Source organism: Pararhizobium sp. IMCC21322, from assembly GCF_030758295.1.
Lineage (GTDB): Bacteria > Pseudomonadota > Alphaproteobacteria > Rhizobiales.
On the sequence record NZ_CP132335.1, the window covers coordinates 4,320,512 to 4,344,577 of the forward strand.

The following is a 24,066-nucleotide window of genomic DNA, read 5'->3' on the forward strand; positions in this document are numbered from 1 at the left end:
GAAAAACTACTGATAGAAGGCTTTCCCATTATCGATCAAGGTCTGTTTCAGAACCACCGCTGGTTTTTATAGCTAACACCTTGTTAACGCCTGCCAACACAAAGTTGCAAAACATGGGGACCGGCGCGTGATTCGCGCACAAATTAGAAAGTTTCAGACCAGCGTGCTTGTTCTAGTTGTCGATAGTGATGCCGATACGCGGACCGGATTATCTCAATCCATTCGCAATCTGGGACATAATTGCCAGGCCGTTGCGTCAGCTGCGTCTGTTCGGTCCCACCTGCAAAGTAGTTTTCCAGACCTCGTGTTGATGGATCTGCTGTTGCCCGACAGCGATGCGCGACAATTGATCCAATTAATCAGACAGGGCGCGCCACACGCCCGGATTGTTGTCATGGTTCGTCCCGGATCAGACGCATCAATTCGCGAAGCCCTCTCCTGGGGTGCCAGTGATTTCCTTGAAAAGCCGGTTCATGAATTGCGCTTGGCCTGCCTTCTCGGTCATCTGCAATCGGGCATGATCCAGACAGCAACCAACGCGCAGAACGCAGCTTGCCTGCCAAATGTGTTTTTCAACGATGACACCGCCGCGTATCAGATCGCCAAAAGCCGCTTCCAAAAAGCATCGGATATGCACATACCGCTCTTGATTGAAGGCGGTCCGGGCACGGGGAAAACCACGCTCGCCCGTCATTTTTCAAGCATCAATGCCCCAGCCCGGACAGTGCTTCAATGGAATGCTGCAACAGACGATTTTGAAGCATTCCGGCAAAGCCTGGCGCTGCAACATGACGCTGGCCCTGGCAGGACACATATTCTTCTGTTCAAGCATGTAGAAGCCGCCAGCTTGATCACTCAAAGAATTGTGGCCGACTATATCAGATCCTCTGCCCATACCATCATCGCAACCACGCGCGGTCGACTTTTGGATCATGCCAAGAACGGATTCGTCGATGCAACATTATATAATGTCCTGAGCCCTCTCCCCATTTGGCTTGCACCCTTGCAGCAACGATCCAGGGCTTATGATGATCTGAGCCGGCAGTCTTTGGCACAGGCAAATGCGTGTTTCGGCTCCAGTATTCAAAAGCTTCAATACACATCGATCCCGGATCACACGGCTCGATTCGCCGATAATATTTCCGGCCTGAAGCGCGCCGTTTTCAAAGCAGTCGCAGACCATACATCACCAATCTCTCCGGCCATCATACAAGCTCCCAATACTGATAATTATGGCATTTCAATCAAACTGGGCAAAGCTGAAACAGTCGACCAACAAGCAGACGGGCAGCAGAACTTTGCCATGGTTCCGCTATTGGACAACAAAGGGAAGTTGCGCACATTGAAAGCTTTGGAACAGGACGCTCTGTTGTTTGCTTACAAACATCAGAATGCGCGCGTTGGAAAAATTGCGAAAGCTTTGAAACTTGGGCGTACGACATTGTATCGAAAGTTACTGGAAATGGGCCTGGTCAATGGAACCGGCGCACAGAATCTGGAAGAAAACAAAATTATTATTCAACCGAATCAACTCCTTGAAGTTGAGAGCGCCGAGAAATATGCGGCATAAAATCGCGCTTAGCGGGATGAAAATGTCACATCGTTCAAAAATGGAACCGTTTGCGGCAAGCATTCGTTGGATATTAACCGTTCCTCTGCTACATCATGAGCATAGAAAATACAGTTAAGTTACGAGTAATGTTGCAAAATCGGAGATCAATCCCCGTGAAATACGCTGAAAAATCAAATTGGTCCGACACCATCCGCAAACGATGCCTGCTGTCGGCAGTCGTGCTGCCTGCGCTGTTGGTGTCGTCTTTTGCCGTCGCACAAACGGCGTCTGAAGATGAAAAAGTCGAGTTGGCTTCCGTCGATGCATCTGTTGTGCCACAGACTGACGAAGCTGCGGCCGCAAGAGAGACTTCAGCACCGACCTTGGACGTGGCACCGCCAGTCATGGATGAGGCGACAAAAGCGCGTGCAGAAGCGGTTACGTCATTTGCGAAATCCTCCAGCGACAAGCTTGATGCAGCAGACCGTGCCGGCATCGCTGCGCTGTATGAAGATCGAGGTTACAAATCAATCTGGATGGTTGACGGTGCTTTGAAACCGACAGCAAAAGCGCTCATCGCCGAAATCAGCCAGGCTGATAAAATCGGTCTTGCTCCGGATGATTACACGCTGCCTGAGGCTGGCATCGGCGTAGATCTGGTACTTCCTGATGCGGATGTCTTCAACGCAGAACTTCAGATGAGCCTAGCCGCAGTGCGCTATGTCCGTCATCTTGCTTCAGGGCGTCTGGAACCACTCTCGGTCAGCGCATCCCTGGATATCAAGCCGGAACGCCCGGACCCCAAATCAGTCCTCGCGGATTTGAGCATTGCCGATGATCCGCTTGCCAAGGCGAACGATTATCATCCTAAGCATCCGGCCTATCGCGCATTGTTGAAAGAATTAGTGGCTTTGGACGGCAAAAAGGTTGAAAAACCAATTTTGATCGACGCTGGCAAGATGCTGCGCCCTGGAACGCAGGACCCGCGCATACCTCAGTTGCGTGCGCGCCTGAAAGTTGATCTGCCGAAAGCAGAGCCTGTTGATACCGACATCGCATCCGTTGAAACGCCTGCAGAAACTCCCGCAGAGATCGATGAGACGCTTTACGACGAAATTCTGGTTGCAGCTGTCAAAGAGTTTCAGAAAAACAACCGGCTGACGCAGGACGGTATTGTCGGACCATCGACGTTGAGGATGCTCAACGGGGATAGCAATATTGATCGCAAGTCCCAGTTGATCGTGAATCTGGAACGCTGGCGCTGGGCACCCAAAAATCTTGGTGACTTCCATATCATCGCTAACATCCCGGAATATCGGGTCTATGTGAAAAAAGATGGCGCAGTCACGCACACCACGCGCGTTGTGGTCGGTAAGTCCAAACACAAAACGGTTGCATTCTCTGATGAGATGGAAACTTTTGTGGTCAACCCGTCCTGGGGCGTTCCACAATCCATCATCAAGAACGAAATGTTACCGTCTGCACGGTCCAATCCGGGGTATTTCTCACGCAAAGGCTATCAGGTCTTCGCGAAAATCCGTGGACGCACCCGCCAGGTTGATCCGAATCGGGTCAATTGGAGGCGTGTAAGTGCTTCGCAAATCTCGGTGCGCCAGCCGCCAGGGGCACAAAATGCACTTGGGCGGATCAAGTTCCTGTTCCCGAACAAGCACGCGATCTACATGCACGACACGCCATCCAAAAGCCTGTTCCAGCGTGATGCACGAGCGTTCAGCCATGGGTGCGTACGCATTCACAATCCAATGGAATTTGCGGACGCTATTCTGGAGCAGCAGAAAGACTGGAATTCAACCCGCATCAAAAAACTGGTCGGCGGTCGTGAAGCAACCGTGAAGTTGGATAAGCATATCCCGGTTCACCTGGTTTACTTCACCTCGATTTTGAAGGAAGACGGCACAATCGGTTATGTATCAGATGTTTATGGCCACGACAGCAAAATGGCTAAAATTCTGAAACTCTGATCCGGTCATTTCTGGGTTTTTTTCGAAGCCGTCCCGCCACAAGCAGCGGGGCGGCTTTTTTGCGACACAATTTGGCGACATCAATCTCCGAACGAAATTTTCAGATGGGATCAGATGAGATTCAAAAAAAATTAACCCATTTTCGCAAGATCATCTTAACCTAGACTAGTTAAACTTTTAATCGTGACTGCTTGATCGCTCGGCCGGACTTCTCTAAAAGAGGTTGGGGTAACGGGCAAAGTGACGGGTACAGTGCGCTGACGCCACAAAGTAAACCTTTTGTATTCAAATCGGGGGATGGCCCAACGCGGCCAGCTAGCTGGATAAGTGCGCGAGTTTTTCGGAAATTGAAAATGAACTTAAATCCGCGCACATTGCCGCGGAAGGTTACAGCAATTCTGACAGCGTTCATGATGCTGCTCTCCATGGCGCTGCCAGCGCAGGCCGCTGAAGAGCGCCGCCTGAAGTTCTACTTTACCCACACCAAAGAGCGCATCGACATTGTCTACAAGCGCAATGGCCGCTACGTTCCGTCAGCACTCAAGAAAATCAATCGTTTCTTGCGCGACTGGCGTCAAAATAAATCAACCAAAATGGATCCGCGCCTTCTGGATCTGTTGTGGTCCGTCTATGTTCAGATGGATACCAGAGAACCCATCCATGTGGTTTCAGCCTACCGGAATCCTAAAACCAACACGATGTTGCGCAGCCGCAGTCGCGGTGTTGCCAAGAATAGCCAGCACACCCTAGGCAAAGCCATGGATTTCTTTATACCCGGTGTGAAGTTGGCCGAACTGCGCGCGGCAGGCCTGCGCATGGAAGTCGGCGGTGTGGGGTACTATCCACGGTCCGGCTCACCTTTTGTGCACATGGATACCGGCAATGTGCGCCATTGGCCGCGCATGACAGATTCACAATTGGCGAAGATTTTTCCGCGTGGTGACACAACGCAAATTCCAAGCAGCGGTAAAAAGCAGAAGCGGCATTCAGAAGCTTTGGCACGTCAAAAACGTATTGCAGCCGCAGAAATCTCTCCACCCAACAATCGTCGTGGCGGCATCTTTGCCCGGGTCTTTAACCGCAATAAGGAACCGGCAACCATCCCCACGACCGGACAGTCTTTGTCCAGCGGCGACAGCTCAACCACAGTTGCAAGCGCCCCTGTCCTCAATGTTGTTCCACGCGTGAAGCCAGGTGGTGTGCCCACTGAACTTTTGCCAGTTGCAGACAGCGCGATCCAACTCGCTCTTGCTGCAGCGCCAGCACCGCGCGCCATGCCATCCGAATTGGTGGCACAGCGTGAACTTGCACAGAAGCAAGCCGAATTCACCGTTGCAGAATTGCGCAATAACACCAGCACACCAGCTGGCAATCAACGTTCTGTCGAGAACGCCTGGGCACAAGTTGGCGACAGTAAATCAACAGACGTATCCCAGATTGTGGCCGCCCGGACAACGAATGAGGCTGCGCAATCTGCTGGCGCGCCGGAAGTTGCGAGCGCAGTCATGGCCGCGCTTAGCACAACGAGGAGGCAGACAGGGCCCGCCCCAAGCGATACCAGTGCATTGGATGGGCCGGAAGGAACATCTGCCGCTGCCAGCATAGCCGCCGCGATTCTGGCGCCGGAAGGCGGTATTCCCGGACGAAACCGGAACGATAGCTTTAATGGTGGTGTGGTAACTGCCTATGCGCCATCTGCACCCACTCCAAATTCAAGGCCGGTCTTCAATGCCGCGCTTGGGTTTGGTAATGATCAGATAAATGATCAGATCGACGAGCGCGTACTGAAGAGACCAACAGTGACAGCGGCAGAAGAGCTTCCACCGGCGCGGGCTTTGCTAAGTCCGGAGAATACTCAGAACGCTCTGAGTTCTGAGCAGGAACGCGCCCAGGCATTCTTGAAAATGACCGAGGAAGAGCAGTCATCTGACGCAACACCGGAACAGGCTCCGATTGAAGACAGAATCGCGGAAGCGCTGAGCATACCGGGTATTCCGCCACGCATTCGGCCGGAGAACGAGCAATTGGCGGCCCTCACAGAGCGCACGACACCTGCAGACACAAACCCGGCCAGATCAGCCAGTACAGCCAGAACAACCGGTCGGGCCTCGCTCAGTGGTCACGTTCCTGCCAGCGCAACCCAGCCATCAAATTCAGGACTTGAATTTCATGGCGGAGAACCAGCAGTTCTTGCCAGCATGACCACGCCGGACACAACAAGATCAGAAACGTTCGTTCGCCTTTCCATGCCAAATCCATATGCCATGCAAGGTGTCTTCCAGATGCCGCTCAGCGTTGTGGATAATGGGTTCTCATCCAGCAACACATCACTGAGAACCGACAAGTTCTCAGGCCGCGCCATCGTGGCTACAAAAGTAGCGCAACTGGCACAACGCTGAGAACTGTCGGGCTGAGACCCGTCAGGGCTGAAAACCCATCAAATAAGTGTAAACTTTCAATCGGATTGAAGACGCAGTCTGAGATCAGTCTGCTGTTGGCTCAATCGCCATACCAAGCGCATGCAGATACAAATCAAGCATGGCTTCCTGCTCGGCACGCTCTTCACGGTCCTGCTTGCGCAACCGCACAACCTGCCGAAGTGTCTTGACATCAAATCCGTTGCCTTTGGCTTCGCCATAGACTTCCTTGATATCGTCGGCAATCGTCTTCTTTTCTTCCTCCAGCCGCTCAATGCGTTCGATAATCGAACGCAACTGATCTCTGGCAATGCTTGTGGTCGCGCTGGAAACGTCGTCGCTCATGAAGTGTCTTCCTAAAGAATGTTGAATGTTGGAGTTTGCAGTCTATTTGCTGCCAGATGCTGTCCGGTGATCAATGATCAGGTTTGGAGGCGTCGAAGCTGGCTTTCTGTTCGGGGGTTGCCTCGGTCTGGTAGCGGGACCGCCACTCCTCATAAGGCATTCCATAAATTATTTCACGGCTTTGTTCCTTTGAAAGGGCAATTTCCTGCTCTTCAGCCGCGTCACGATACCAGTTGGACAGGCAATTGCGGCAAAAGCCGGACAAATTCATCATGTCGATGTTTTGAACATCAGTGCGGTTGCGAAGATGGGAAACCAGCCGACGAAACGCTGCGGCCTCAAGAGCTTCGCGCGTGTCTTCCGGCACCAGTTCATCCGCATTCGGTTTCGAATTCATTCTATCCTCCATAGCTGATCAGCGTTTGTGGGGTGGGAGCACATCGCAAATGCCCTCTTCGGTCAAAAGGCGTTCAAGGATCGGAGCCAACCGGGCCGCCCAGTGTTCAACGCCAGCGGGTTCAGTTACCAGATCCTGCCGCACTTCAAGGAGACCATGGCTGATGCCCCGACTGGTGCCATGACGATGCATTGTGTCTCCGGTCAATCCAACGGTATAGGGTTCATTTTCTCCGACAATCAGATCACTATCTTCTTTGAGCGCTGCAATAAGCGGCTCGGCGACACGGTTGTCACGATCCCAGAGAACACCAGCATGCCATGGTCGCACGAAGCCGCGCCAGACCGGTGTAAAACTGTGTAGCGAGATTAGCATGGGGGACTGCCCGCTTGCCATCATGTGCTCGATCGAAGCTGAAATAGCGTTGTGATAAGGTCGATGATAACGGCTTAAACGGCGTTCCTTTTCCGCATGATCCGCATATCGGTTACCAGGCACGATTGCGCCATCGGACAGTCGCATCAAAACCGTTGGGTCATCTTCTCCCCGATTGGGGTCAATCAGAAGCCGCGAGAAAGTCGACAGAATGGCTGGTACCCCCAGAATGCCAGCCAACTGGCGCGTCAACGCTTCCATGCCAATGTCATAAGCAATATGGCGCGCCAATTCCGAATCAGACAGTCCAAGATTGTCATAATGAGGTGGCACGAAGTTTCTCGCGTGATCACAAAGCAGAAGGAGCCCACCGGTCCAATTGCCCTCGACAATGTCAAACGCCACCTGCTCTCCATCCGGCAAATCAGGAACTCTCTGGAAATTTGTTGCAGCTTCTGAGGGGCTCATGAGTATCTTGGATGTCTCTGTCTGGGGATTTCAGCGAATGAAATGAAACATAGTGCGCTCGTGCCTACGATACCATAGCCATGTAATTGCAATTCGACATTCCCACACTCAGAAGAAAATGCCTTGCGTGGCTGTAACGGATCAATGTCTTACGGATGTCATATGAACTCCTCCAACCAGGAATTGTAGAACGGTACAGCAAATTAACTGATTCGAATTTGAAACGTGCGGTCGCACTTCAAAAACACCCTGTTGATTTCTCTAGAAACACGTTTATAAGCCACTGTAGTTGCGCAAAAATAGTGCTATTTCAGAAGCGTTTGATTGACAAAACGCCCACGATTGCGCAAAACATTTATTAACGATTTTTTTTCGGTTCGCCGATAAACTCGCGTACACTCAGGTTTGATGCGTTCTTTCACCATGGGCAGAAAAAGCAAAACACAGACAATTCGACCTTCTGTCGCATCCACCGGCAGATCGTGTTCTAACGCAAGGCGCATCTTGGGTTTGTCATTTTTAACAAGACCACTTTCGACAATAAGCAGACCACTATGTGCGTTGAGCGCGGCTTCGGCAATTGCCTTGAAAGCTGCAGCCTTCGTTGCCACGACAGTCTCTCTCTATGGCGGCCTCAGCATGGTCAGTGGAGATCAGGCGCTTGCTGATCTGCGCATTTGCAACAAGAGTGAAAGCCGTGTGGGGATTTCCATTGGCTATCGCAGTGACCGCGGTTGGACTACAGAGGGCTGGTGGAATCTGGAACCGACCTCCTGCGAAGTTATTTTGCCTGGTGATCTGAAGTCACAATACTACTATATGTTCGCGGTAGACTACGACGAAGGTGGTGAATGGGCAGGAAGTGCCTATATGTGCACTGCTGATAAAATCTACACTATTCATGGCATTAAAGATTGCTTGGCCCGTGGTTTTCAACGTACGGGCTTTTTTGAAATCGATACAGGCACACAGACCAGTTGGACTGTCCAATTGACTGAGCCGACACAACGAGGAACCGGTGGTAAATGAGGCGTAATCGCAAAGTAAAAATTCTTGCCACCCTAGGTCCAGCCTCCTCCAACTCCGAAATGATCAAAAAGCTCCATACGGCTGGAGCTGATAGTTTTCGTATCAACATGAGCCATGCCCCGCATGATCACATGCGTGATTTGGTGAAGGCGATACGTGGAGTGGAAGCGGACGTCGGGCGACCCATTGCTATTCTGGTTGACCTGCAGGGGCCAAAATTGCGTGTCGGTACCTTTGAAAATGATGCTGTTACATTGACTGAAGGACAGAGCTTTACTCTGGACAGCGATCCGACACCTGGAAATGAAAACCGCGTTCAGCTGCCGCATCCCGAAATTCTGGAAGCCCTTAAGCCCGGCCATGCAATTTTGCTGGATGACGGACGCTTGCGGCTGGAAACCATTTCGGTCGATGGCAAAAGCGCTGTAACCAAGGTCATCTCCGGAACAAAATTGTCGAACAAAAAGGGTGTCAGCCTGCCTGATACGCTGATTGCGTCCAGTGCTTTGACACCGAAAGACAGATTAGATCTGGATGCCGCCCTCAAAGAAGATATTGACTGGATTGCCCTGTCCTTTGTTCAGCGTCCGGAAGATATTGCTGAAGTGCGCAAAATTGCACGCGGCAAGGTTGGCATCATGGCCAAGATTGAAAAGCCGCAGGCACTGGAACACATCGCTGAAATCATTGAATTGTCTGACGCCATCATGGTGGCGCGCGGAGATCTGGGTGTTGAACTCCCAGTTCAGAAAGTGCCGGGCATTCAAAAGCAACTCATCCGTGCCGGTCGCCGCGCTGGCAAGCCAGTAGTCGTCGCAACGCAAATGCTGGAATCCATGATTACAGCGCCCGTTCCGACACGCGCAGAAGTCTCTGATGTAGCAACAGCCGTCTTTGAGGGTGCCGACGCCGTCATGCTGTCCGCAGAATCAGCTGCCGGTGATTATCCGGTCGAAGCTGTTGCCACCATGGACAGTATTGCTGAAGAAGTAGAGCGGGATCCGAACTACGCCAAGATATTATACGCCCAGCGTACCGAGCCGCAGCCAACTGGTTCCGATGCCATTTCCGCCGCAGCGCGCCAGATTGCAGAAACTCTCGATCTCTCAGTCATTGTCTGTTTCACATCATCAGGTGCCACTGGCATCCGGGCATCAAGAGAACGGCCTGAGACACCCATTATAGCCTTGTCACCGATCAAGGAGACTGCGCGCAGGCTGGCGATCGTCTGGGGTCTTCATTGCGTCGTCAGCGATGATGTGAAGGATGAAGACAATATGGTCGACAGGGCCTGTCAGATTGCACATGAAGAAGGTTTTGCCAAGCCGGGTGAACGGCTCATTATTTCCGCGGGCGTTCCTTTTGGAACTCCCGGCGCCACCAATTTATTGCGCATTGCCTTTGTTGGAAGCGATGGCGTGAGCGGCCTCTAAGACGCCTTCTATCTTTCATTCACTTGCCCCAGTTAGTCCGCCCGCAAAGGCCTGTATGGCCGCCACAGTCTCGCTGTTGCGACTGTGGTGCGGCATATGTCCGCAATTCTCAAATTCAATGAGTTTCGCATCCGGCAAATCCCGCATCAGGCCATGCGCATGCAAATGCGGCCACACCACATCATCCTGTGTACCAGTGATAATGAGTGCTGATGCGGCAATGGCCGCATAATCCCTGGACATTGCCTGAACGTGTTGATGCAGGTCGACAATATCGGCAGCATTCGCCAGAAACTGATATGGTCGTAGAGACAATTCCGCCCCCACAGTTTCAGGATAATCCGGCGGCATCCTGTCTGGCGCAAAAACGGCTGCGGCAGCGCAATTTATCCGAGGCGGGCCCACAAAGGTTGCAACACACCATGCAAACACACGGCCAATAATCGGCAAATTCGCAGCTTTGTAATACCAAAGCACTCCGCCGGGCCAAGGATGGGTCGCCGGTGCCAAAAACACCAGCCCTTTTACCATTTCTCCATGCTGCAAACCCATCGCCGCCGCCACGGCACCACCCAATGAGTGCCCAACCACTATGGCATTGTCGACGTGCAGCCTCGACAACAGTTTCGCTATGAGATCCGCCTGTCTGCGCGGATCAGACTGCAGGGCCAAATGACGGGTGCTGTAACCATGTCCGGGACGGTCCACAAAAATCAGACGACGCGTGCCACCTAACGGTTTCTCAAATGCCAGAACCGCGTCTTGCAGATTGCTGCTGGCGCCATGAATGAACACCAATGGTGGTCTGTCTGCAGGAGCAGCGCGCTGCGTAGCTGCCGTGTCATAATAATGCAGCGTGACATCATCGACACCCATGAGATTGCCGATGGGCGGATGTCTCTGGCTGTAGATGTGCGCTTTATAGCGCGCTACTCCAAAGACTAGAACAAGCGCTAAGACACATAAAATCGTCAGCCAGAAAATCATGCTGACAGTATGCTGTCATTAGGAACGGGCATTGTTGCATCCTGGCTGAAGGCCACCTGATCAGAAGCTTAAGGCGCGGCTTCCGATTTTACCATGCTCAATGATGCCACACGGACACACACTGGAGAAAACCTATGTCTCGGGAAAAACTGAAAGAAATTGCGGACCAGCTGGTCGAAAACTGCCGCACCGGAAATGAAAAACAAGGCTTGTCGGACCTCTACGATCCAGATGCAATATCTGTTGAGGCTATTGTCGGCCCTGGCGCTTCAAGCCGCGAAACCGTCGGTGTGGAAGCCATTCAAGGCAAACATGACTGGTGGGCCAATACATTCGAGGTCCATTCCGGCGATGCGGAAGGCCCGTTTTTCCATGGTGATGATCGGTTTTCTGTCATATTCAACTTCGAAGTCACGAACCGGGAAACATCAGAACGCACCGCTATGAAAGAAGTAGCGATTTACACCGTTTCCAACGGCAAAATTATCCGCGAAGAATTTTACTACTAAGCACCTGCAGAACGTCAGAAAAGAAGCCGTGTTTCGGCGATCAGATCTCAAATCTTCGTCGAGGCACGGTTAAATTGGCTGGCCCAGAGCGCTGCGTTCCAGCGATTCAAGTTCCAACCGGACCTCTTCCTGAAATGGGTTCAGTTCCAGAGCGCGTTTCAAAGCCGCATAGGCGCGCTTGTCTTCGCCCAAATCTTCGAGCATCAGACCAAGACCGGTCAAGGCACCAAAATGCCTTGGTTCCAATGTCAGGGTAACGGCGATATCAGCCAAAGACGGCCCGTATTCATTCTTTAGAAAATACACGGTTGCGCGGCGGTTCCAGGCTTCAGCAAAATCCGGCTCCAGCGCGATAAGTTGATCCAGAACATCCAGCGCCAATGGAAAATTTTCATCGGCAATCGCATCATCGGCACGGGTCAACAGCAATCGGGCAGTCTCGCCACGCGCTCCGCGCCACAGATTGTCTATCTGAGCTGCAACACGTTTTGCTTCCATTTCACTTTCGGAAGACTGAAGTTCTGTGAATAACCGATCCAGTCGGTCGGACAGCGGAACTTCTTCTGCAAATGAAGAAGCACTGAATGCTAACAGCAGCGCACCAGACATCAATACAACTAACATTGCAGCCACCATACCGGCAAGCCGAGCGCTACGTAGAATATTTCCAAAACACAACATGAGGAAAGTCTAGCGCTGTAATCCGAAAATGCAAATGACAAAAGAATAATATATCAACACAAAAAGGCCCGTGAATATCTTCACGTGCCTCAATCCGCATTCATAAGTGCCAAGCCGCTGCCAGGCACGTTGAATCAGCCCTGACGAGCCTTAAAGCGGCGTTTAACCTTGTTGATCACATAAACCCGGCCCTTACGGCGCACGAGAACATTGTCGCGGTCGCGGGATTTAAGGGAACGCAGTGAATTCTTGATTTTCATCTGTTTACTCTAAGAGTTCGAAATTAAGTTCTGTTTCGCATCAAAATCCGGTCTACCGTGAAACAATGGTGGGCACGACTGGGATTGAACCAGTGACCCCTACAATGTCAATGTAGTGCTCTACCGCTGAGCTACGCGCCCCGCTGTTTCACAATCGTCACAGATCTGACGTGAGAAGATGAAGCGATATACAAAAGCCAGCCCTCGGGCGCAAGGCCTGATCGCAGGAAAAACGCACCATAAGCAGCTTATGCGGCCAAAAGGCGGTCCACTTCACCCACCAGATCGCGCAGATGAAACGGTTTGGACAAAACCTTGGCATTTTTAGGCGCATTGGAATCAGGATTAAGTGCAACGGCTGCAAAACCGGTAATGAACATGACTTTCAGGTCCGGGTCGAGTTCTGTCGCCTTTCTGGCCAGTTCAATACCGTCCATTTCGGGCATGACAATATCTGTCAGAAGCACGGTAAAGGGCTCCTCACGCATGCGCTCGTAAGCGCTTTTTCCATTGTCAAAATCAACAACGGTATGGCCGGCCGTCTGCAGTGCCTTTGTCAGGAAGCGGCGCATATCATCATCATCTTCAGCCAGCAAAATGTGGGCCATATACTTGTCTTCCTTTTTGCCGGACTGCACCGGTCTTTGCTCATTACCAATCGTGTGACCGATGCTCATCCAATGAAAGCGTGACGATCACCAGACAGCGCTCTGATGCCATATATCAGATGTAGCACAAGCTTACTGGGCCAAAAAACCTAGGATATGGTAAATGTTTGAATCAAAATTTTTCCATCGTCTGAACAGAAAAGTGGCATAAATACGGATTTTTGGAACCCAAAAGCTGCCCCAACTGCCACTGTTTCCACGCAGAGACGTCATGGATCAGGCACTGGCAGCAGCCCAGAGGCTATGATTGGACGAAACAAAAAATTCCTGCCACCATGGTAGCAATGACAGAGCAAGCAGACCCACAAACTGAACCCGGCGAAACAGAAAACGTGACTGTTTTGTCGGCGCACGATTCGTTCAATGATTTTGCGACCACGCCCTCATTCGAGGTTCTGGGTGAAGAAAACCAGACCAAACCGATAATCTTTAACTCCCCCCACAGTGGCGCGATATATCCAAAGCGTTTCCTTAACCTGTCGAGACTGGACCCGCATACCATACGAGCCTCCGAGGACATGGACGTCCACGAGCTTTTCAAGGCCGTGCCGGAGCTGGGTGCTGTCTTGCAGCAGGCAAATTTCCCCCGTGCCTATCTGGATGTCAATCGTGAGCCGTATGAGCTGGATGCGCGCATGTTCTTCGCGCCTTTGCCCCCTTATGCAAATACCGGGTCCATACGCGTCAGCGGCGGCCTGGGAACCATTGCGCGGATCGTTGCTGAGAACCGCGACATCTATATCAGTAAACTGGATCCGGGAGACGCTCTTGCCCGCATCGAGCTGATATACCGACCCTATCATGACAGTCTGCGACATTTGCTGGCGCGCTCCCACGCAAGGTTTGGCCACGCCCTTTTGATCGACTGCCACTCAATGCCCTCGCAACAGAACGGCAAAGTCGACGACGGTGACGCAGACAAGCGCCCTGACATGATTTTAGGGGATCGGTATGGGACAAGTTGTCGAGGCGACCTGATTGATTATGCGGTGGCATTGCTCAGGCAAGCTGGTTTCACTGTTGCCAAGAATCGCCCTTATGCAGGCGGATTTATCACCGAGCATTATGGCCGACCTCAGCGTGGTCTGAATGCGTTCCAGATAGAGATTAACCGCCGACTTTATATGGACGAAGTAACATTGCAGCGCCACACAGGCTTTAGCGATCTGCAAAAAGCCCTTGGCCTGTTTGCACAGACATTGATGGAGCACCCCTGCTTTAAGTCCAGCGATGCCGGGCTTGCCAAACCACTGGCAGCAGAGTAACCGCCAGTTTTTTGCCCCCAACAAAATCACAAAAAAAAGCCGCAGCAAGAAGCTGCGGCCTTAAGTCTAGGGAGGAAACGCCCACGAGGGGCGGAAGCAACACTCGGGAGGAGTGAATGTTGCTATGCAGCGAAGATGTGGTTGCGACGCACAAAAGTCAAGGTTGGAACGCAGATTTTTACATGACACACTCGTGTTTTATCGACAAAAATCATAGTTTGAGACGTTCAAGTGAAAGATCTGAATTTCAATCAGTAAAAATTAATGTTTTTTGTCAACAACTTAAGCGCGATGGCCAACAGCTACACGCACGATTTCACCAAGGATATGCAGGAGACGCATAACAGCCATGCACAATGAGTTTTCCACACAGGATGGCGTTCCCCAAATCATTCGGGAAATGGCAGACGTCGCAGCAGCAGAAACACTGCCGCATTTTCGTCAACCACTAGAAGTCGAAAACAAGTTGGAGAATGCCTCGGAAGGCGATTCAGGCGCTTTTGATCCAGTTACAATTGCAGATAAAAATGCTGAAGCAGCGCTCAGAAGGCTGATCAATCAGCGATTTCCTGACCATGGAATTTTAGGCGAGGAATATGGCGCAGAGAACATTCAGGCGGAATTTGTCTGGGTCCTGGACCCGATTGATGGCACCAGACTATTCGTGTCAGGCCTCCCCCTTTGGGGCACGCTCATAGCTTTGTGCCATAATGGCGAGCCAATCCTTGGTGCCATGATACAACCGGTTTTGGGAGAAATTTTTGTCGGTGCAGGCGGTCATGCCTGGCTTGCAGACATGAAATCGAAAGCCGCGCCGAAAGTATTGGCCACCAGGCAACATAAAACACTGGGCCAAGCGACCTTGTTTACCACAGACCCAGCACTTTTGATCGGCACCGAACGCACTCGTTATGACCAACTGGAACAAAAATGCCAATTATATCGCTATGGAGCCGACTGTTATGGCTATGCGATGGTCGCATCGGGGTTTGCTGATCTCGATGTAGAGGCCGGACTTCAAATCTACGATATTGCAGCTCTCATTCCGATCATTGAAGCTGCAGGCGGCAAGGTCACGACTTGGCAGGGTAATCCTGTTCGGGGGCTGGAAAAACAGGAGCGGCTGCAGGTACTGGCAACGGCGAATGAAGCGTTACACGCCCAAGCACTTGCGATACTCGACAGATAACGAAAAGACGAAGTGTCTAAATCTCAGTTCCGGGAATAAAGGCGTCGAACGCTGCCCAGAACTGATCTCGAAACGAATCCCGTTCCTGCATGATTTCATGGCGCGCACCGGGCACGACAATATGCCAGATCGAACGCATGGAATGCGCCAGTTTCTCAATGGCAGCCAAAGACACGACGTCATCATTTCCCGATGCAATCATCAGCACAGGCGTGCGGTTGTTAAACCCGAATTCAGGGTCCTGAAAGCCGTCCATGGCCTGACACGCTGAATGAACCCATCCAACTGTCGGCTCGCTGATTTTGAGATATGGCGCCTTGCGCAGTGTCCGGGTTGCATTCTGGAGTCGATCCGGATCGCTTGTCAGAATATTCTTGTCCATATTCATGGTTTCAAAGGGAGTTTGTCGGGAGAACGGCATTCGTCTCTCACCCAGCCCAAACCCGTTTAAGAACCGGACAATCTTTGCCAGAGTTTTTTGCCGCGGCCGCTTGCGCGCCAGCCCTATCATGGGCGCTGTCAAAACGATTCGATCAAAAACCAACCGCCCGTTTTCCAGACTGTGCAGCATAACGGCCCCACCCATGGAATGGGCAAGAGCGTAAAATGGAGCTGGACACTCAGGCAGAAGAACCTCGGACATCACCGTTTCAAGATCAGCAACATAATCTGAGAAATGGTCCACATGGCCGCGTTCCTGCTGTTGCAACAGGCGGTCTGAGCCACCCTGCCCGCGAAAATCGAACGTCAGCACAGCAAATCCCCGACTGCGCAAATCAGAGATCACCTCATAATATTTTTCAATGTATTCGCTACGGCCCTGAACCAGGCAAACTGTTCCGCGCACCTGCCGAACAGAGGCAGGCCAACGCACACAGCGCAATTTGACCCCTCCACTATCCAGCCATTGCAGGATGCCACCTTCCGGAGCCGGATTGTCGGCAACAGAAACAAGTCCGGGACGCAAATCTTCTGCCTCGGCTTCTGTACTGGTTTCTGTTCCGTCCAAAACGAGTGCCTGGCTCACACGAATATCCTCATCAAGTTGGCAGAAGATACACTATCCTGAGCCCAGGACCCGTTTTTAAGCGCTCTTCAAGTTTCCATAAAAGCCTTCGCATGGAAGAAATCAACCTTCTTAGCGGCAACAGGTCCTACATTACGGTTGATTTCCACCTTTCAAACTCATTGGGCAAACTCATCGAGTAAAAAACGAAAGCGTATCTGTTCAGCGGTCGCGCACCACAATTAAAAAAACCGGCGACGCTAATGCGTCGCCGGCTTTGCAGGGCTAGGTGTGGAAACTATTAACAGGTACCACAGCCATCGGGGGGTGCCGTTGAACGACCCTGCAAACTTTATGGGCTTCAGCCGACGCGCTTGCGGCGCTCGATACGACCGGTATACGCGTTCACCCGGAGGCGAACCAACTGGCCTCTGCGTGCCTCGGCAACCACAATGTAGTCACCACCGCGACGTCTAATCTTGCGAAAATCGCGGAAGCCACGCTGACGCAAATGCCTGCGTATCTGATTCCGGGTCATGGCGCGATGTACGGTACGTGGCTGCACATAGCGTGGTTTACGGTGATCACTGTGGATACCAAAACCACCACCATTGCCGTAAAATCCAAAATAGAAGCCATCAGCCTTAGCCGGGGCAGTTGCAAGAGTGACCATTGTCAGGGCCGAAGCTGCGATCAGTGTTTTTTTCAACATCTTGTTTCTCCTTAACTGGTGCCCGGACTGAATATCATTTCAGATATAAATCTGGTGGACCGGACTTTGATGAAGCGAAGATGCCAAAATCATGCTGAACGAAACCGGAAAGCTCCGTTCAGTTTCAGTTCATGTTGGAGAATGACAGTTTTAACGCTGGTTTTCTGCCGTTTCAGGCCGATAAAAATTATCTTGAAACGCAAAAAAGCACACCTATTTCTTAGAAGCAGGCGCCAATACAGGGTCTGCACAGCGGAACGAACGCCACAAGATAAACGACGTAAATGTCTGCATCAGGGTTCAATTTGCTGAAACATAAATCGTAACTGTTGCTCAATGGAGAATAGATATGCGTACATTCGACGTAAGCCCACTTTACCGATCCACTGTTGGTTTCGACCGCCTGTTCAAATTGCTGGACGGCATGGCGACCGCTGACACGCCGGGATCATCCTATCCCCCTTATAATATTGAACGCACTGGCGAAAACGCCTATCGAATCAGCATGGCAGTTGCCGGGTTCAGCGATGGAGAACTCAGCATCGAGAGCCGTGAAAACGCTCTCACTGTAAAAGGCGATAAATCCGAAAATGACGATGACAAATCAGACGTTCTGTATCGCGGCATTGCCGGCAGAAGTTTTGAGCGCCGTTTCCAACTGGCTGATTACGTGAACGTTGTCGGTGCCAAGATGGAAAACGGTCTGTTGCACATCGATCTTGTTCGTGAGCTTCCCGAAGCCATGAAGCCCCGCAAAATCGAAATCGCGAACAGCAATGCAGAGTCAAAACAGATCGAAGCAAACGCGGCCTGAAACGGCCAATTCTGACAATTAGATAATATGTCTGGCCACCTTTAAGGTGGCCAGACTATCACAGTGGAATAACCAGCTCTGCCCGTAACCCGCCACGCGGGCTGTCCTGCAGGCTGATGTCTCCGCCATGCGCCAAAGCAATATCCCGCGCTATAGACAGACCAAGGCCAGTTCCGCTTTCATCCTGATTACGCGCTTCATCCAGGCGGAAAAACGGCTTGAACACGTCCTCATGCGCCTCTTCGGGTATGCCCGGTCCATCATCATCCACCGTAATTGACAGCACATCATCTTTTCGAACAGCGCTGATCTCGACAGATGTGCCATATCTGCAGGCATTGCTGACCAGATTGCTCAGACATCGTTTGAAGGCATTTGGCCTGACGTCTATCAGCATCTCACCATCAATGAAGTGGCTGCAAGGCACGTTCTGAAGTTCAGCGTGTTCGCACAATGAACGCAGCATTTCTTCCAGATCCACAACAGCCGTCGGCTCCTGGGCGTTGTCGCTGGCAAAGGCCATATAGTCATTCAACATGCCTTCCATGTCATCGACGTCATCGCGAAGTGCACGGCTGTCCTCTGAAACTTCCATCATGGCCAATTGCAGTCGAAACCGTGTCAAAATCGTACGTAGATCATGGCTGACGCCAGCCAGCATGGTGGTGCGTTGCTCAACTTGCCGCTCAATCCGCTCGCTCATTTCCACCAGCGCGTGGGAAGCTTGCCGCACTTCCCGCGCACCTGAGTGACCAAGTTCAGCGATCGAGTGCCCCCGTCCAAACCGTTCGGCAGCTTCTGCCAAACGTTGAATCGGGCGTATCTGATTGCGTAGAAAAATCACCGCAATGAACAGCAGTACCAAGGACGTGCCCACCATCCAGACCAGAAAGATGTGAGAATTCGTCGCATAGGCCTGGCTGCGCCGCGCAAATATGCGCACCACCTTGTCCTCCAGCAGTATACGCGCCTCAATGACAGTCGTATCGCCGACCGTATCGATCCAGAAAGGTTTGCCAACTGCCGAATTGATTTCACGCGCCAAAGTTCGGTCAAGCAAATTGAAAAACGGCTGGCTGGAGCGGGGAGGCAAAGTCGCTTCCGGCAAAACTGACACACGCAATCCAAGTTGGCTTGATGCAATATCAATAATCGATTGAATTTCGGCATCCTGTGGGTGTGCCTCAAGCAACGCAACAACGGCGGCCATTTCCCGCGCCACTGCCTCTGACATGCGTTGTGTCACCAACTCCCAGTGCCGCTCCAGAAAGACAAAAGCCAAAACAGATTGCAGCAATACCATGGGTGCAACCACAATAATCAGGGAGCGGCCGAACAGACTGGTCGGCAGGAGCCGTTTGATACGGCCAGATACGCGCGAGCGTTTCGACACCCCGACACCGGGGTGCGACACGGTCAGGTCGCGTTTTATGGCTCTATCCGTCAATGCAGTTCAGATCCTGTTCCAGAACAGAAGTTGGTCGCACTCTATTCTGACATGAGCCGATAGCCAACACCACGAACTGTTTGCAGGAACAGGGGATTTGATGGGTCTGTCTCGATCTTGCGCCGCAGCCGGTTGATCTGAACATCAACGGTGCGCTCGCTGGCATCGGCCTCTTCACCAAGAAGTTCATGACGCGGCACTGTCTGGCCGGCACGCTCGGAAAAGCTGCGCAGCATTTCTTTTTCACGATCAGTCAGTCTGATGATCGTATCACCGCGCTTCAATTCCCCCCTTGCCAGGTGAAAAGTATAGGGTCCGAAGCAGACAAACTCGACCAAAGGTACAGCGGGAACAGAACTGCGCCGTAAAATGCTGTTCACGCGCAGAAGCAACTCGGTCGGATCAAACGGCTTTGCCAGATAGTCATCAACACCGGCGCTCAAACCTGAAATTCTATGATCTGTTTCCGCACGGGCCGTGAGCATCAAAATTGCTATATTGTTGTCTTCACGCAGGGATTCTGTCAGCTCAATGCCGCTCTCGCCGGGCATCATGACATCCAGAATCATCAGATCGAAATGAAAGTTCTGGAGGTAGTTTCGTGCCGATTTAGCATTTTCGGCAAGGGTCACCCGAAACCCCTTATCCGTCAGGAAGCGCGACAACAATGACCGTATGCGACTGTCATCATCGACGATTAGAAGGTGAGGCGCATCGTCTTCAAGCATGGCCCCACTGGCTGCGTTGCCTGCCTGGGGTGTTTGAACAGCTTCTGTAACACTCATTGCGCTAATTCCAACCGGCTCCCGGCTGTCCCTTTTGATTTTCGTGGCCTTCAATTCGAAGGCAAATGCATCAAAGCCCTGGCCCTAACGATCAACTGCATTGGATAGGCGCAACGCCATAGAGCGTTCATCCTCGTTAATAAGATAGGATAAAAATCGCTCCGCCCCTGCGCGATCACGGGCATCAAGTCCACTTAATGCATTTTTGATGCGGCGAGACTGTGGCTCTCGCAACTTATCGAACAGCGCCTCGCCCTTCTCGGTCGTAAACAACAGCCTTTGTCGCCGATCCTGCGCACCCTGTTGCTGCTGAACGAAACCCGTTTCCACCAATTGCTTCAACACCCGAGCCAGACTTTGCTTGGTGATCTGGAGTATATCCAGCAATTCAGCCACCGAAATCCCCGGATTGCGCGCCACGAAGTGAACCACACGATGATGGGCACGCCCAAAACCATATTCCTGCAGCAATGCATCAGGATCACTCACAAAGTCGCGATAAGCGAAGAACAGCAATTCGATAAATACAGTTTCATCCGATGCTGAGTCAGCAAGGTCAGCGCCTCGCAATTCGTCAGCATCACTTTTTGAAATTTCACTCATAGATTATGTCAGCCTTGTTGACATATTTCTTTCCATTTGTTACCCAATTCGCGCATCACAGGACCGATTGATGCGTATCATCCCGCGAAAACAAAACGATACTGCGAAATATCAGATCACAAAAGCCGGATCACAAAAGTCTGTGCGGTAGGACGAGCCTTTCGCAAATGCTTTATACGGCCTCTTTCAGGTGTTTCGCAAATGGTGGATCATTTTGTATAGGCGATGCATAGTAACGAGCCGGCAGAAAAAAACAGGCAGACCAAAAGAGGAAAAATCGATGGCTGGAGTTCCGTTTGACCAAATGAAAGGTGATATTTGGTACAATGGCAAATTTGTCCCCTGGGCAGATGCGCAACTGCATGTCCTGACCCACGGTTTGCATTACGCAAGTTCAGTATTTGAGGGAGAGCGCGCCTATTCGGGGAAGATCTTCAAACTGGAAGAACACACCCAACGGCTACATAAATCCGCTGAGATCCTCGGATTTGAGATTCCCTTCAGCGCCGATGCGCTGAACGAAGCAACACTGGAACTACTGAAACGTCAGAACCTCGTAGACGCCTATATTCGCCCCATTGCATGGCGCGGCAGCGAAATGATGGGCGTCTCGGCACAACGCAATACCATTAATGTGGCCATTGCGGCCTGGGCATGGCCATCCTATTTCGACCCGGAAGAGCGTTTGAAGGGGATTCGTCTGGATATGGCGCAGTATCGCCGGCCAGACCCAAGAACAGCCCCCTGCAACTCAAAGGCCGCAGGGCTATACATGATCTGCACCCTGTCCAAACACGCAGCAGAGAAAAACGGCTATGCCGATGCCTTGATGCTGGACTGGCGCGGTCAGGTTGCCGAAGCAACCGGGGCCAACATTTTCTTCATTAAAGATGGTGTCATTCATACGCCAATTCCAGACTGTTTTCTGGACGGCATTACACGCCGCACTGCCATAGATCTGGCAAAACGCCGTGGATTTGAAGTGATTGAAAGAGTTATTCTTCCAGAGGAAATGGCCGAATTCGAGCAATGTTTCCTCACCGGAACCGCAACTGAAGTAACACCAGTATCAGAGATTGGGCCATACAGTTTCTCTGTTGGCGAGATGGTCCGCACTTTGATGCAGGACTATGACAGGCTCGTTAACGGCCAACTCGCTCAAACCGCAGCAGCCGAATAGATCGCACGAGCGACAGAAAGTCGCAGTACACTGGGGATTTCTGGAGGCCCGCCCCATTAGATGAGGCGGGCTGAAATGTTGAAGGGGTTAACCTTCCATTTGCAGGTCAACGGCCTTAGGGCCTTTGCCGCGTTTATCCGGTTCTGTTTCAAAAGACACACGCATATTGTCCTGCAATTCCGGCAGGCCTGACGCCTGCACTGCTGAAATATGGACAAAAACGTCGGTACTGCCATCATCTGGAGTGATGAAGCCGAACCCTTTGGAGCCGTTGAAAAACTTTACCGTGCCACTTTGGCGCATGGGAGAAATCCTTTTCCCTTAGTCTGACTTTGCGGGCACCAGTCAGGCACACGCGTTAACGCTCAATCAGCAGCATGAATACAAAGGGAACTGGATCATCTTATTATTGTTAAACGGCGAATTTACCAGGTTCTGCTCCACCCACAGAGTTCCTGGCACAAGTATAGATACCACGCCGTCCTGTATTATTATCCCGAGGCTATTTGCCTGGTCGTCTCTATTATCCCTCGGGCATAGCTGCCACCCGAGCTTCTTTACTATGGGTCCGGGAATTTCGAATCGCAAGTAAAACTTGGATTACCAATTTGTCAGAAAGCTCAGCTCGACAAATCTGCCGGAGAGAAAAGCACACCAAATTGCTCGCACCAGATCACAACTGAGAGATATTCGGAGATGTCAGTTCCTTCAGGGATAATGTAGGTTTGATCGCCAATGTTACCCTTGAGCTGACCCAATGAGAGCCAATCGCTACCCTTCACATCCGCTGATGACTGTATATCGGAAGCCTTGACCAGCCAAACTTCCAGATCAGGCCCATTCGTCGTTTCAAAATCAGTCAGATGCAAAACATTTGAACCGGTCGCAATCTCAAAAATGGTCGCATTGCCTTTGCCCTTATGCGAGCTGTCAGCGTCGCGGAAGCTGCCCTGTGCCACCTGATTGGTCTGCAGCGCGGCCGGCAGCTCTTCGGAAACAACATTGTCGATCCACAAGGGCGAGGCAAGATACCAGAAGGCATTCCCGGCAACAAAGCCGATGGCGCCAGCAACAAAAGCGGTTAGTAGAATTTTCTTCATGTCATGCATCCGGTTTTTCAACGATGGTTGGAGTATTGCGGCTGGGCGCATGACAAGCAAGAAACCATTGCGTGATGACATTCACATGTCGTGATCACGAATGCGTTAGATAATCCAAAGCCTGCGAAATGCCAGTGTCAGTATCAATCGCTAAGTGAAGCGGCGCTGCGGCTCTTGTTCAGATCCATTGCAATGACAGGAATGGTCCGACCGCGTTCTGAGTCGGTTACAGAAATGATCACCCGCATCAGGTCATTTTTCTGCAGCAGCAAATCCATGCTGCCCTGCGTTGTTCCACGGCTCAGGCGAAGCTTCAGGGCATTGCCCTGACGATCACCATAAATGTCCATACCATTTCCTTTGGCACCACCCATAAAGCGACCGATATATTTCTGAGCGCCAGCAGAATACTTGATGCTCGCCCCCATGCGCGCGGACAGGCGACCAATCGAGCACTTCCCATCCATGGAGATTTTCACACCAGTTCGGCTGGGTTTGCCGTTCAGAGCGCATTTAAAATCCGTGCCTTTATCAGGGCCGGCCAATACGCGCCCGGTGCCGCTCCACTTGCCTTTAAACTGGGCCAGAAAATCAGTTTCCGGATCAGCTGCATGACCCGAAGCAACGCTCATACCAAGCGCCACAATCAAGAATGCAAGACATTTTGTGCCTTTGGCCAAGCCTTCGAAAAGACCGTTAAAAAGACGGGACAGCAATGGAGTAAACACGCTCAACACAACAAATTTCCTTCGTTTTGCTTAACAGCAACAGCGAGATTTTATCACACGGCATCTGGAATAGCCTAATGGTAACCATATGCAAACCAAGAATAGCAAGCAATCGTTAACCAAAACCAAACAGG

The 24,066-nt window shown here is 51.6% G+C and carries 25 protein-coding genes and 1 tRNA gene; 10 read left to right on the forward strand and 16 right to left on the reverse strand.

The window, feature by feature from the left end:
- The first annotated feature begins 127 nt into the window (after nt 1-127).
- The 3 genes from RAL91_RS20490 to RAL91_RS20500 all read left to right on the forward strand — a co-directional run bounded on the left by RAL91_RS20490 (nt 128) and on the right by RAL91_RS20500 (nt 5,933).
- Nucleotides 128-1,570: a response regulator gene (locus RAL91_RS20490; RefSeq protein ID WP_306258106.1), complete on the forward strand. Its 1,443-nt coding sequence runs from the start codon at nt 128-130 to the stop codon at nt 1,568-1,570.
- Nucleotides 1,571-1,725: 155 nt separating this feature from the next.
- Nucleotides 1,726-3,534, forward strand: coding sequence for a murein L,D-transpeptidase (locus RAL91_RS20495; protein WP_306258107.1), 1,809 nt, complete (start codon nt 1,726-1,728; stop codon nt 3,532-3,534).
- A 353-nt stretch (nt 3,535-3,887) separates the two neighbouring features.
- Nucleotides 3,888-5,933 (forward strand): DUF882 domain-containing protein, encoded by a 2,046-nt coding sequence (locus RAL91_RS20500; RefSeq protein ID WP_306258108.1) that lies wholly within the window; start codon nt 3,888-3,890, stop codon nt 5,931-5,933.
- Nucleotides 5,934-6,017: 84 nt separating this feature from the next.
- Here the strand turns inward: RAL91_RS20500 and RAL91_RS20505 are convergent, their stop codons facing one another.
- The 3 genes from RAL91_RS20505 to RAL91_RS20515 all read right to left on the reverse strand — a co-directional run bounded on the left by RAL91_RS20505 (nt 6,018) and on the right by RAL91_RS20515 (nt 7,536).
- Nucleotides 6,018-6,296 (reverse strand): DUF2312 domain-containing protein, encoded by a 279-nt coding sequence (locus tag RAL91_RS20505; RefSeq protein ID WP_306258109.1) that lies wholly within the window; start codon nt 6,294-6,296, stop codon nt 6,018-6,020.
- A 70-nt stretch (nt 6,297-6,366) separates the two neighbouring features.
- Nucleotides 6,367-6,693 carry a DUF1244 domain-containing protein gene (locus RAL91_RS20510; RefSeq protein WP_306258110.1) on the reverse strand — a complete coding sequence of 109 codons (327 nt, stop codon included), beginning with the start codon at nt 6,691-6,693 and terminating at the stop codon, nt 6,367-6,369.
- 18 nt (nt 6,694-6,711) lie between these two features.
- On the reverse strand, nt 6,712-7,536 hold the full coding sequence (locus RAL91_RS20515; protein ID WP_306258111.1) for an N-formylglutamate amidohydrolase: 825 nt from the start codon (nt 7,534-7,536) through the stop codon (nt 6,712-6,714).
- 561 nt (nt 7,537-8,097) lie between these two features.
- On the opposite strand from RAL91_RS20515, the gene RAL91_RS20520 reads away from it, so the two are divergent.
- Together RAL91_RS20520 and pyk are read left to right on the forward strand one after the other, a co-directional pair.
- A complete protein-coding gene (locus tag RAL91_RS20520) occupies nt 8,098-8,565 on the forward strand; it encodes a DUF1036 domain-containing protein (RefSeq protein WP_371932445.1) in 468 nt (155 codons plus the stop codon).
- Nucleotides 8,562-9,998 carry a pyruvate kinase gene (pyk, locus tag RAL91_RS20525; protein ID WP_306258112.1) on the forward strand — a complete coding sequence of 479 codons (1,437 nt, stop codon included), beginning with the start codon at nt 8,562-8,564 and terminating at the stop codon, nt 9,996-9,998. The genes RAL91_RS20520 and pyk overlap by 4 nt, the downstream gene beginning before the upstream one ends.
- Nucleotides 9,999-10,013: 15 nt before the next feature.
- Here pyk and RAL91_RS20530 read toward each other — a convergent pair whose 3' ends face one another.
- Complete coding sequence (locus tag RAL91_RS20530) at nt 10,014-10,874, reverse strand: alpha/beta fold hydrolase (protein WP_306258113.1); 861 nt, start codon at nt 10,872-10,874, stop codon at nt 10,014-10,016.
- 245 nt (nt 10,875-11,119) lie between these two features.
- On the opposite strand from RAL91_RS20530, the gene RAL91_RS20535 reads away from it, so the two are divergent.
- Nucleotides 11,120-11,494 carry a SnoaL-like domain-containing protein gene (locus RAL91_RS20535; RefSeq protein ID WP_306258114.1) on the forward strand — a complete coding sequence of 125 codons (375 nt, stop codon included), beginning with the start codon at nt 11,120-11,122 and terminating at the stop codon, nt 11,492-11,494.
- A 69-nt stretch (nt 11,495-11,563) separates the two neighbouring features.
- Here the strand turns inward: RAL91_RS20535 and RAL91_RS20540 are convergent, their stop codons facing one another.
- From RAL91_RS20540 to cpdR, 4 genes are all read right to left on the reverse strand, one after another.
- Complete coding sequence (locus RAL91_RS20540; protein ID WP_306258115.1) at nt 11,564-12,118, reverse strand: tetratricopeptide repeat protein; 555 nt, start codon at nt 12,116-12,118, stop codon at nt 11,564-11,566.
- A gap of 191 nt (nt 12,119-12,309) precedes the next feature.
- Nucleotides 12,310-12,435, reverse strand: coding sequence for a type B 50S ribosomal protein L36 (gene ykgO, locus RAL91_RS20545; RefSeq protein WP_306258116.1), 126 nt, complete (start codon nt 12,433-12,435; stop codon nt 12,310-12,312).
- Between the two features lie 66 nt (nt 12,436-12,501).
- Nucleotides 12,502-12,576, reverse strand: a tRNA-Val gene (locus tag RAL91_RS20550).
- A 107-nt stretch (nt 12,577-12,683) separates the two neighbouring features.
- Nucleotides 12,684-13,043: a cell cycle two-component system response regulator CpdR gene (gene cpdR, locus RAL91_RS20555; protein ID WP_306258117.1), complete on the reverse strand. Its 360-nt coding sequence runs from the start codon at nt 13,041-13,043 to the stop codon at nt 12,684-12,686.
- Between the two features lie 344 nt (nt 13,044-13,387).
- Here cpdR and RAL91_RS20560 point away from each other — a divergent pair, with 344 nt between their 5' ends.
- Nucleotides 13,388-14,368 (forward strand): N-formylglutamate amidohydrolase, encoded by a 981-nt coding sequence (locus RAL91_RS20560; RefSeq protein WP_306258118.1) that lies wholly within the window; start codon nt 13,388-13,390, stop codon nt 14,366-14,368.
- 349 nt (nt 14,369-14,717) lie between these two features.
- On the forward strand, nt 14,718-15,557 hold the full coding sequence (hisN, locus tag RAL91_RS20565; RefSeq protein WP_306258119.1) for a histidinol-phosphatase: 840 nt from the start codon (nt 14,718-14,720) through the stop codon (nt 15,555-15,557).
- Between the two features lie 16 nt (nt 15,558-15,573).
- Here hisN and RAL91_RS20570 read toward each other — a convergent pair whose 3' ends face one another.
- Both RAL91_RS20570 and RAL91_RS20575 read right to left on the reverse strand, forming a co-directional pair.
- Nucleotides 15,574-16,584, reverse strand: coding sequence for an alpha/beta fold hydrolase (locus RAL91_RS20570; protein WP_306258120.1), 1,011 nt, complete (start codon nt 16,582-16,584; stop codon nt 15,574-15,576).
- 340 nt (nt 16,585-16,924) lie between these two features.
- Nucleotides 16,925-17,275 carry a hypothetical protein gene (locus tag RAL91_RS20575; protein ID WP_306258121.1) on the reverse strand — a complete coding sequence of 117 codons (351 nt, stop codon included), beginning with the start codon at nt 17,273-17,275 and terminating at the stop codon, nt 16,925-16,927.
- A 349-nt stretch (nt 17,276-17,624) separates the two neighbouring features.
- Between RAL91_RS20575 and RAL91_RS20580 the strand changes: the two genes are divergently transcribed.
- Nucleotides 17,625-18,089, forward strand: a complete 465-nt coding sequence (locus RAL91_RS20580; RefSeq protein ID WP_306258122.1) for an Hsp20 family protein — start codon at nt 17,625-17,627, stop codon at nt 18,087-18,089.
- Between the two features lie 58 nt (nt 18,090-18,147).
- Here RAL91_RS20580 and RAL91_RS20585 read toward each other — a convergent pair whose 3' ends face one another.
- The 3 genes from RAL91_RS20585 to RAL91_RS20595 all read right to left on the reverse strand — a co-directional run bounded on the left by RAL91_RS20585 (nt 18,148) and on the right by RAL91_RS20595 (nt 20,924).
- The gene (locus RAL91_RS20585) at nt 18,148-19,392 is read right to left on the reverse strand and encodes an ATP-binding protein (RefSeq protein ID WP_306263030.1); all 1,245 of its coding nucleotides are present in this window, start codon (nt 19,390-19,392) and stop codon (nt 18,148-18,150) included.
- 185 nt (nt 19,393-19,577) lie between these two features.
- Nucleotides 19,578-20,321, reverse strand: coding sequence for a response regulator (locus tag RAL91_RS20590; protein WP_371932446.1), 744 nt, complete (start codon nt 20,319-20,321; stop codon nt 19,578-19,580).
- An 84-nt stretch (nt 20,322-20,405) separates the two neighbouring features.
- The gene (locus RAL91_RS20595; protein ID WP_306258123.1) at nt 20,406-20,924 is read right to left on the reverse strand and encodes a MarR family winged helix-turn-helix transcriptional regulator; all 519 of its coding nucleotides are present in this window, start codon (nt 20,922-20,924) and stop codon (nt 20,406-20,408) included.
- Nucleotides 20,925-21,204: 280 nt separating this feature from the next.
- Between RAL91_RS20595 and RAL91_RS20600 the strand changes: the two genes are divergently transcribed.
- Complete coding sequence (locus tag RAL91_RS20600) at nt 21,205-22,104, forward strand: branched-chain amino acid aminotransferase (protein WP_306258124.1); 900 nt, start codon at nt 21,205-21,207, stop codon at nt 22,102-22,104.
- A gap of 87 nt (nt 22,105-22,191) precedes the next feature.
- On the opposite strand, the gene RAL91_RS20605 is transcribed toward RAL91_RS20600, so the two are convergent.
- The 3 genes from RAL91_RS20605 to RAL91_RS20615 all read right to left on the reverse strand — a co-directional run bounded on the left by RAL91_RS20605 (nt 22,192) and on the right by RAL91_RS20615 (nt 23,836).
- Nucleotides 22,192-22,407, reverse strand: coding sequence for a cold-shock protein (locus RAL91_RS20605; RefSeq protein WP_306258125.1), 216 nt, complete (start codon nt 22,405-22,407; stop codon nt 22,192-22,194).
- 317 nt (nt 22,408-22,724) lie between these two features.
- Nucleotides 22,725-23,204, reverse strand: coding sequence for a DM13 domain-containing protein (locus RAL91_RS20610; protein WP_306258126.1), 480 nt, complete (start codon nt 23,202-23,204; stop codon nt 22,725-22,727).
- 143 nt (nt 23,205-23,347) lie between these two features.
- Nucleotides 23,348-23,836 carry a hypothetical protein gene (locus RAL91_RS20615; protein ID WP_306258127.1) on the reverse strand — a complete coding sequence of 163 codons (489 nt, stop codon included), beginning with the start codon at nt 23,834-23,836 and terminating at the stop codon, nt 23,348-23,350.
- Between the last annotated feature and the right edge of the window lie 230 nt (nt 23,837-24,066).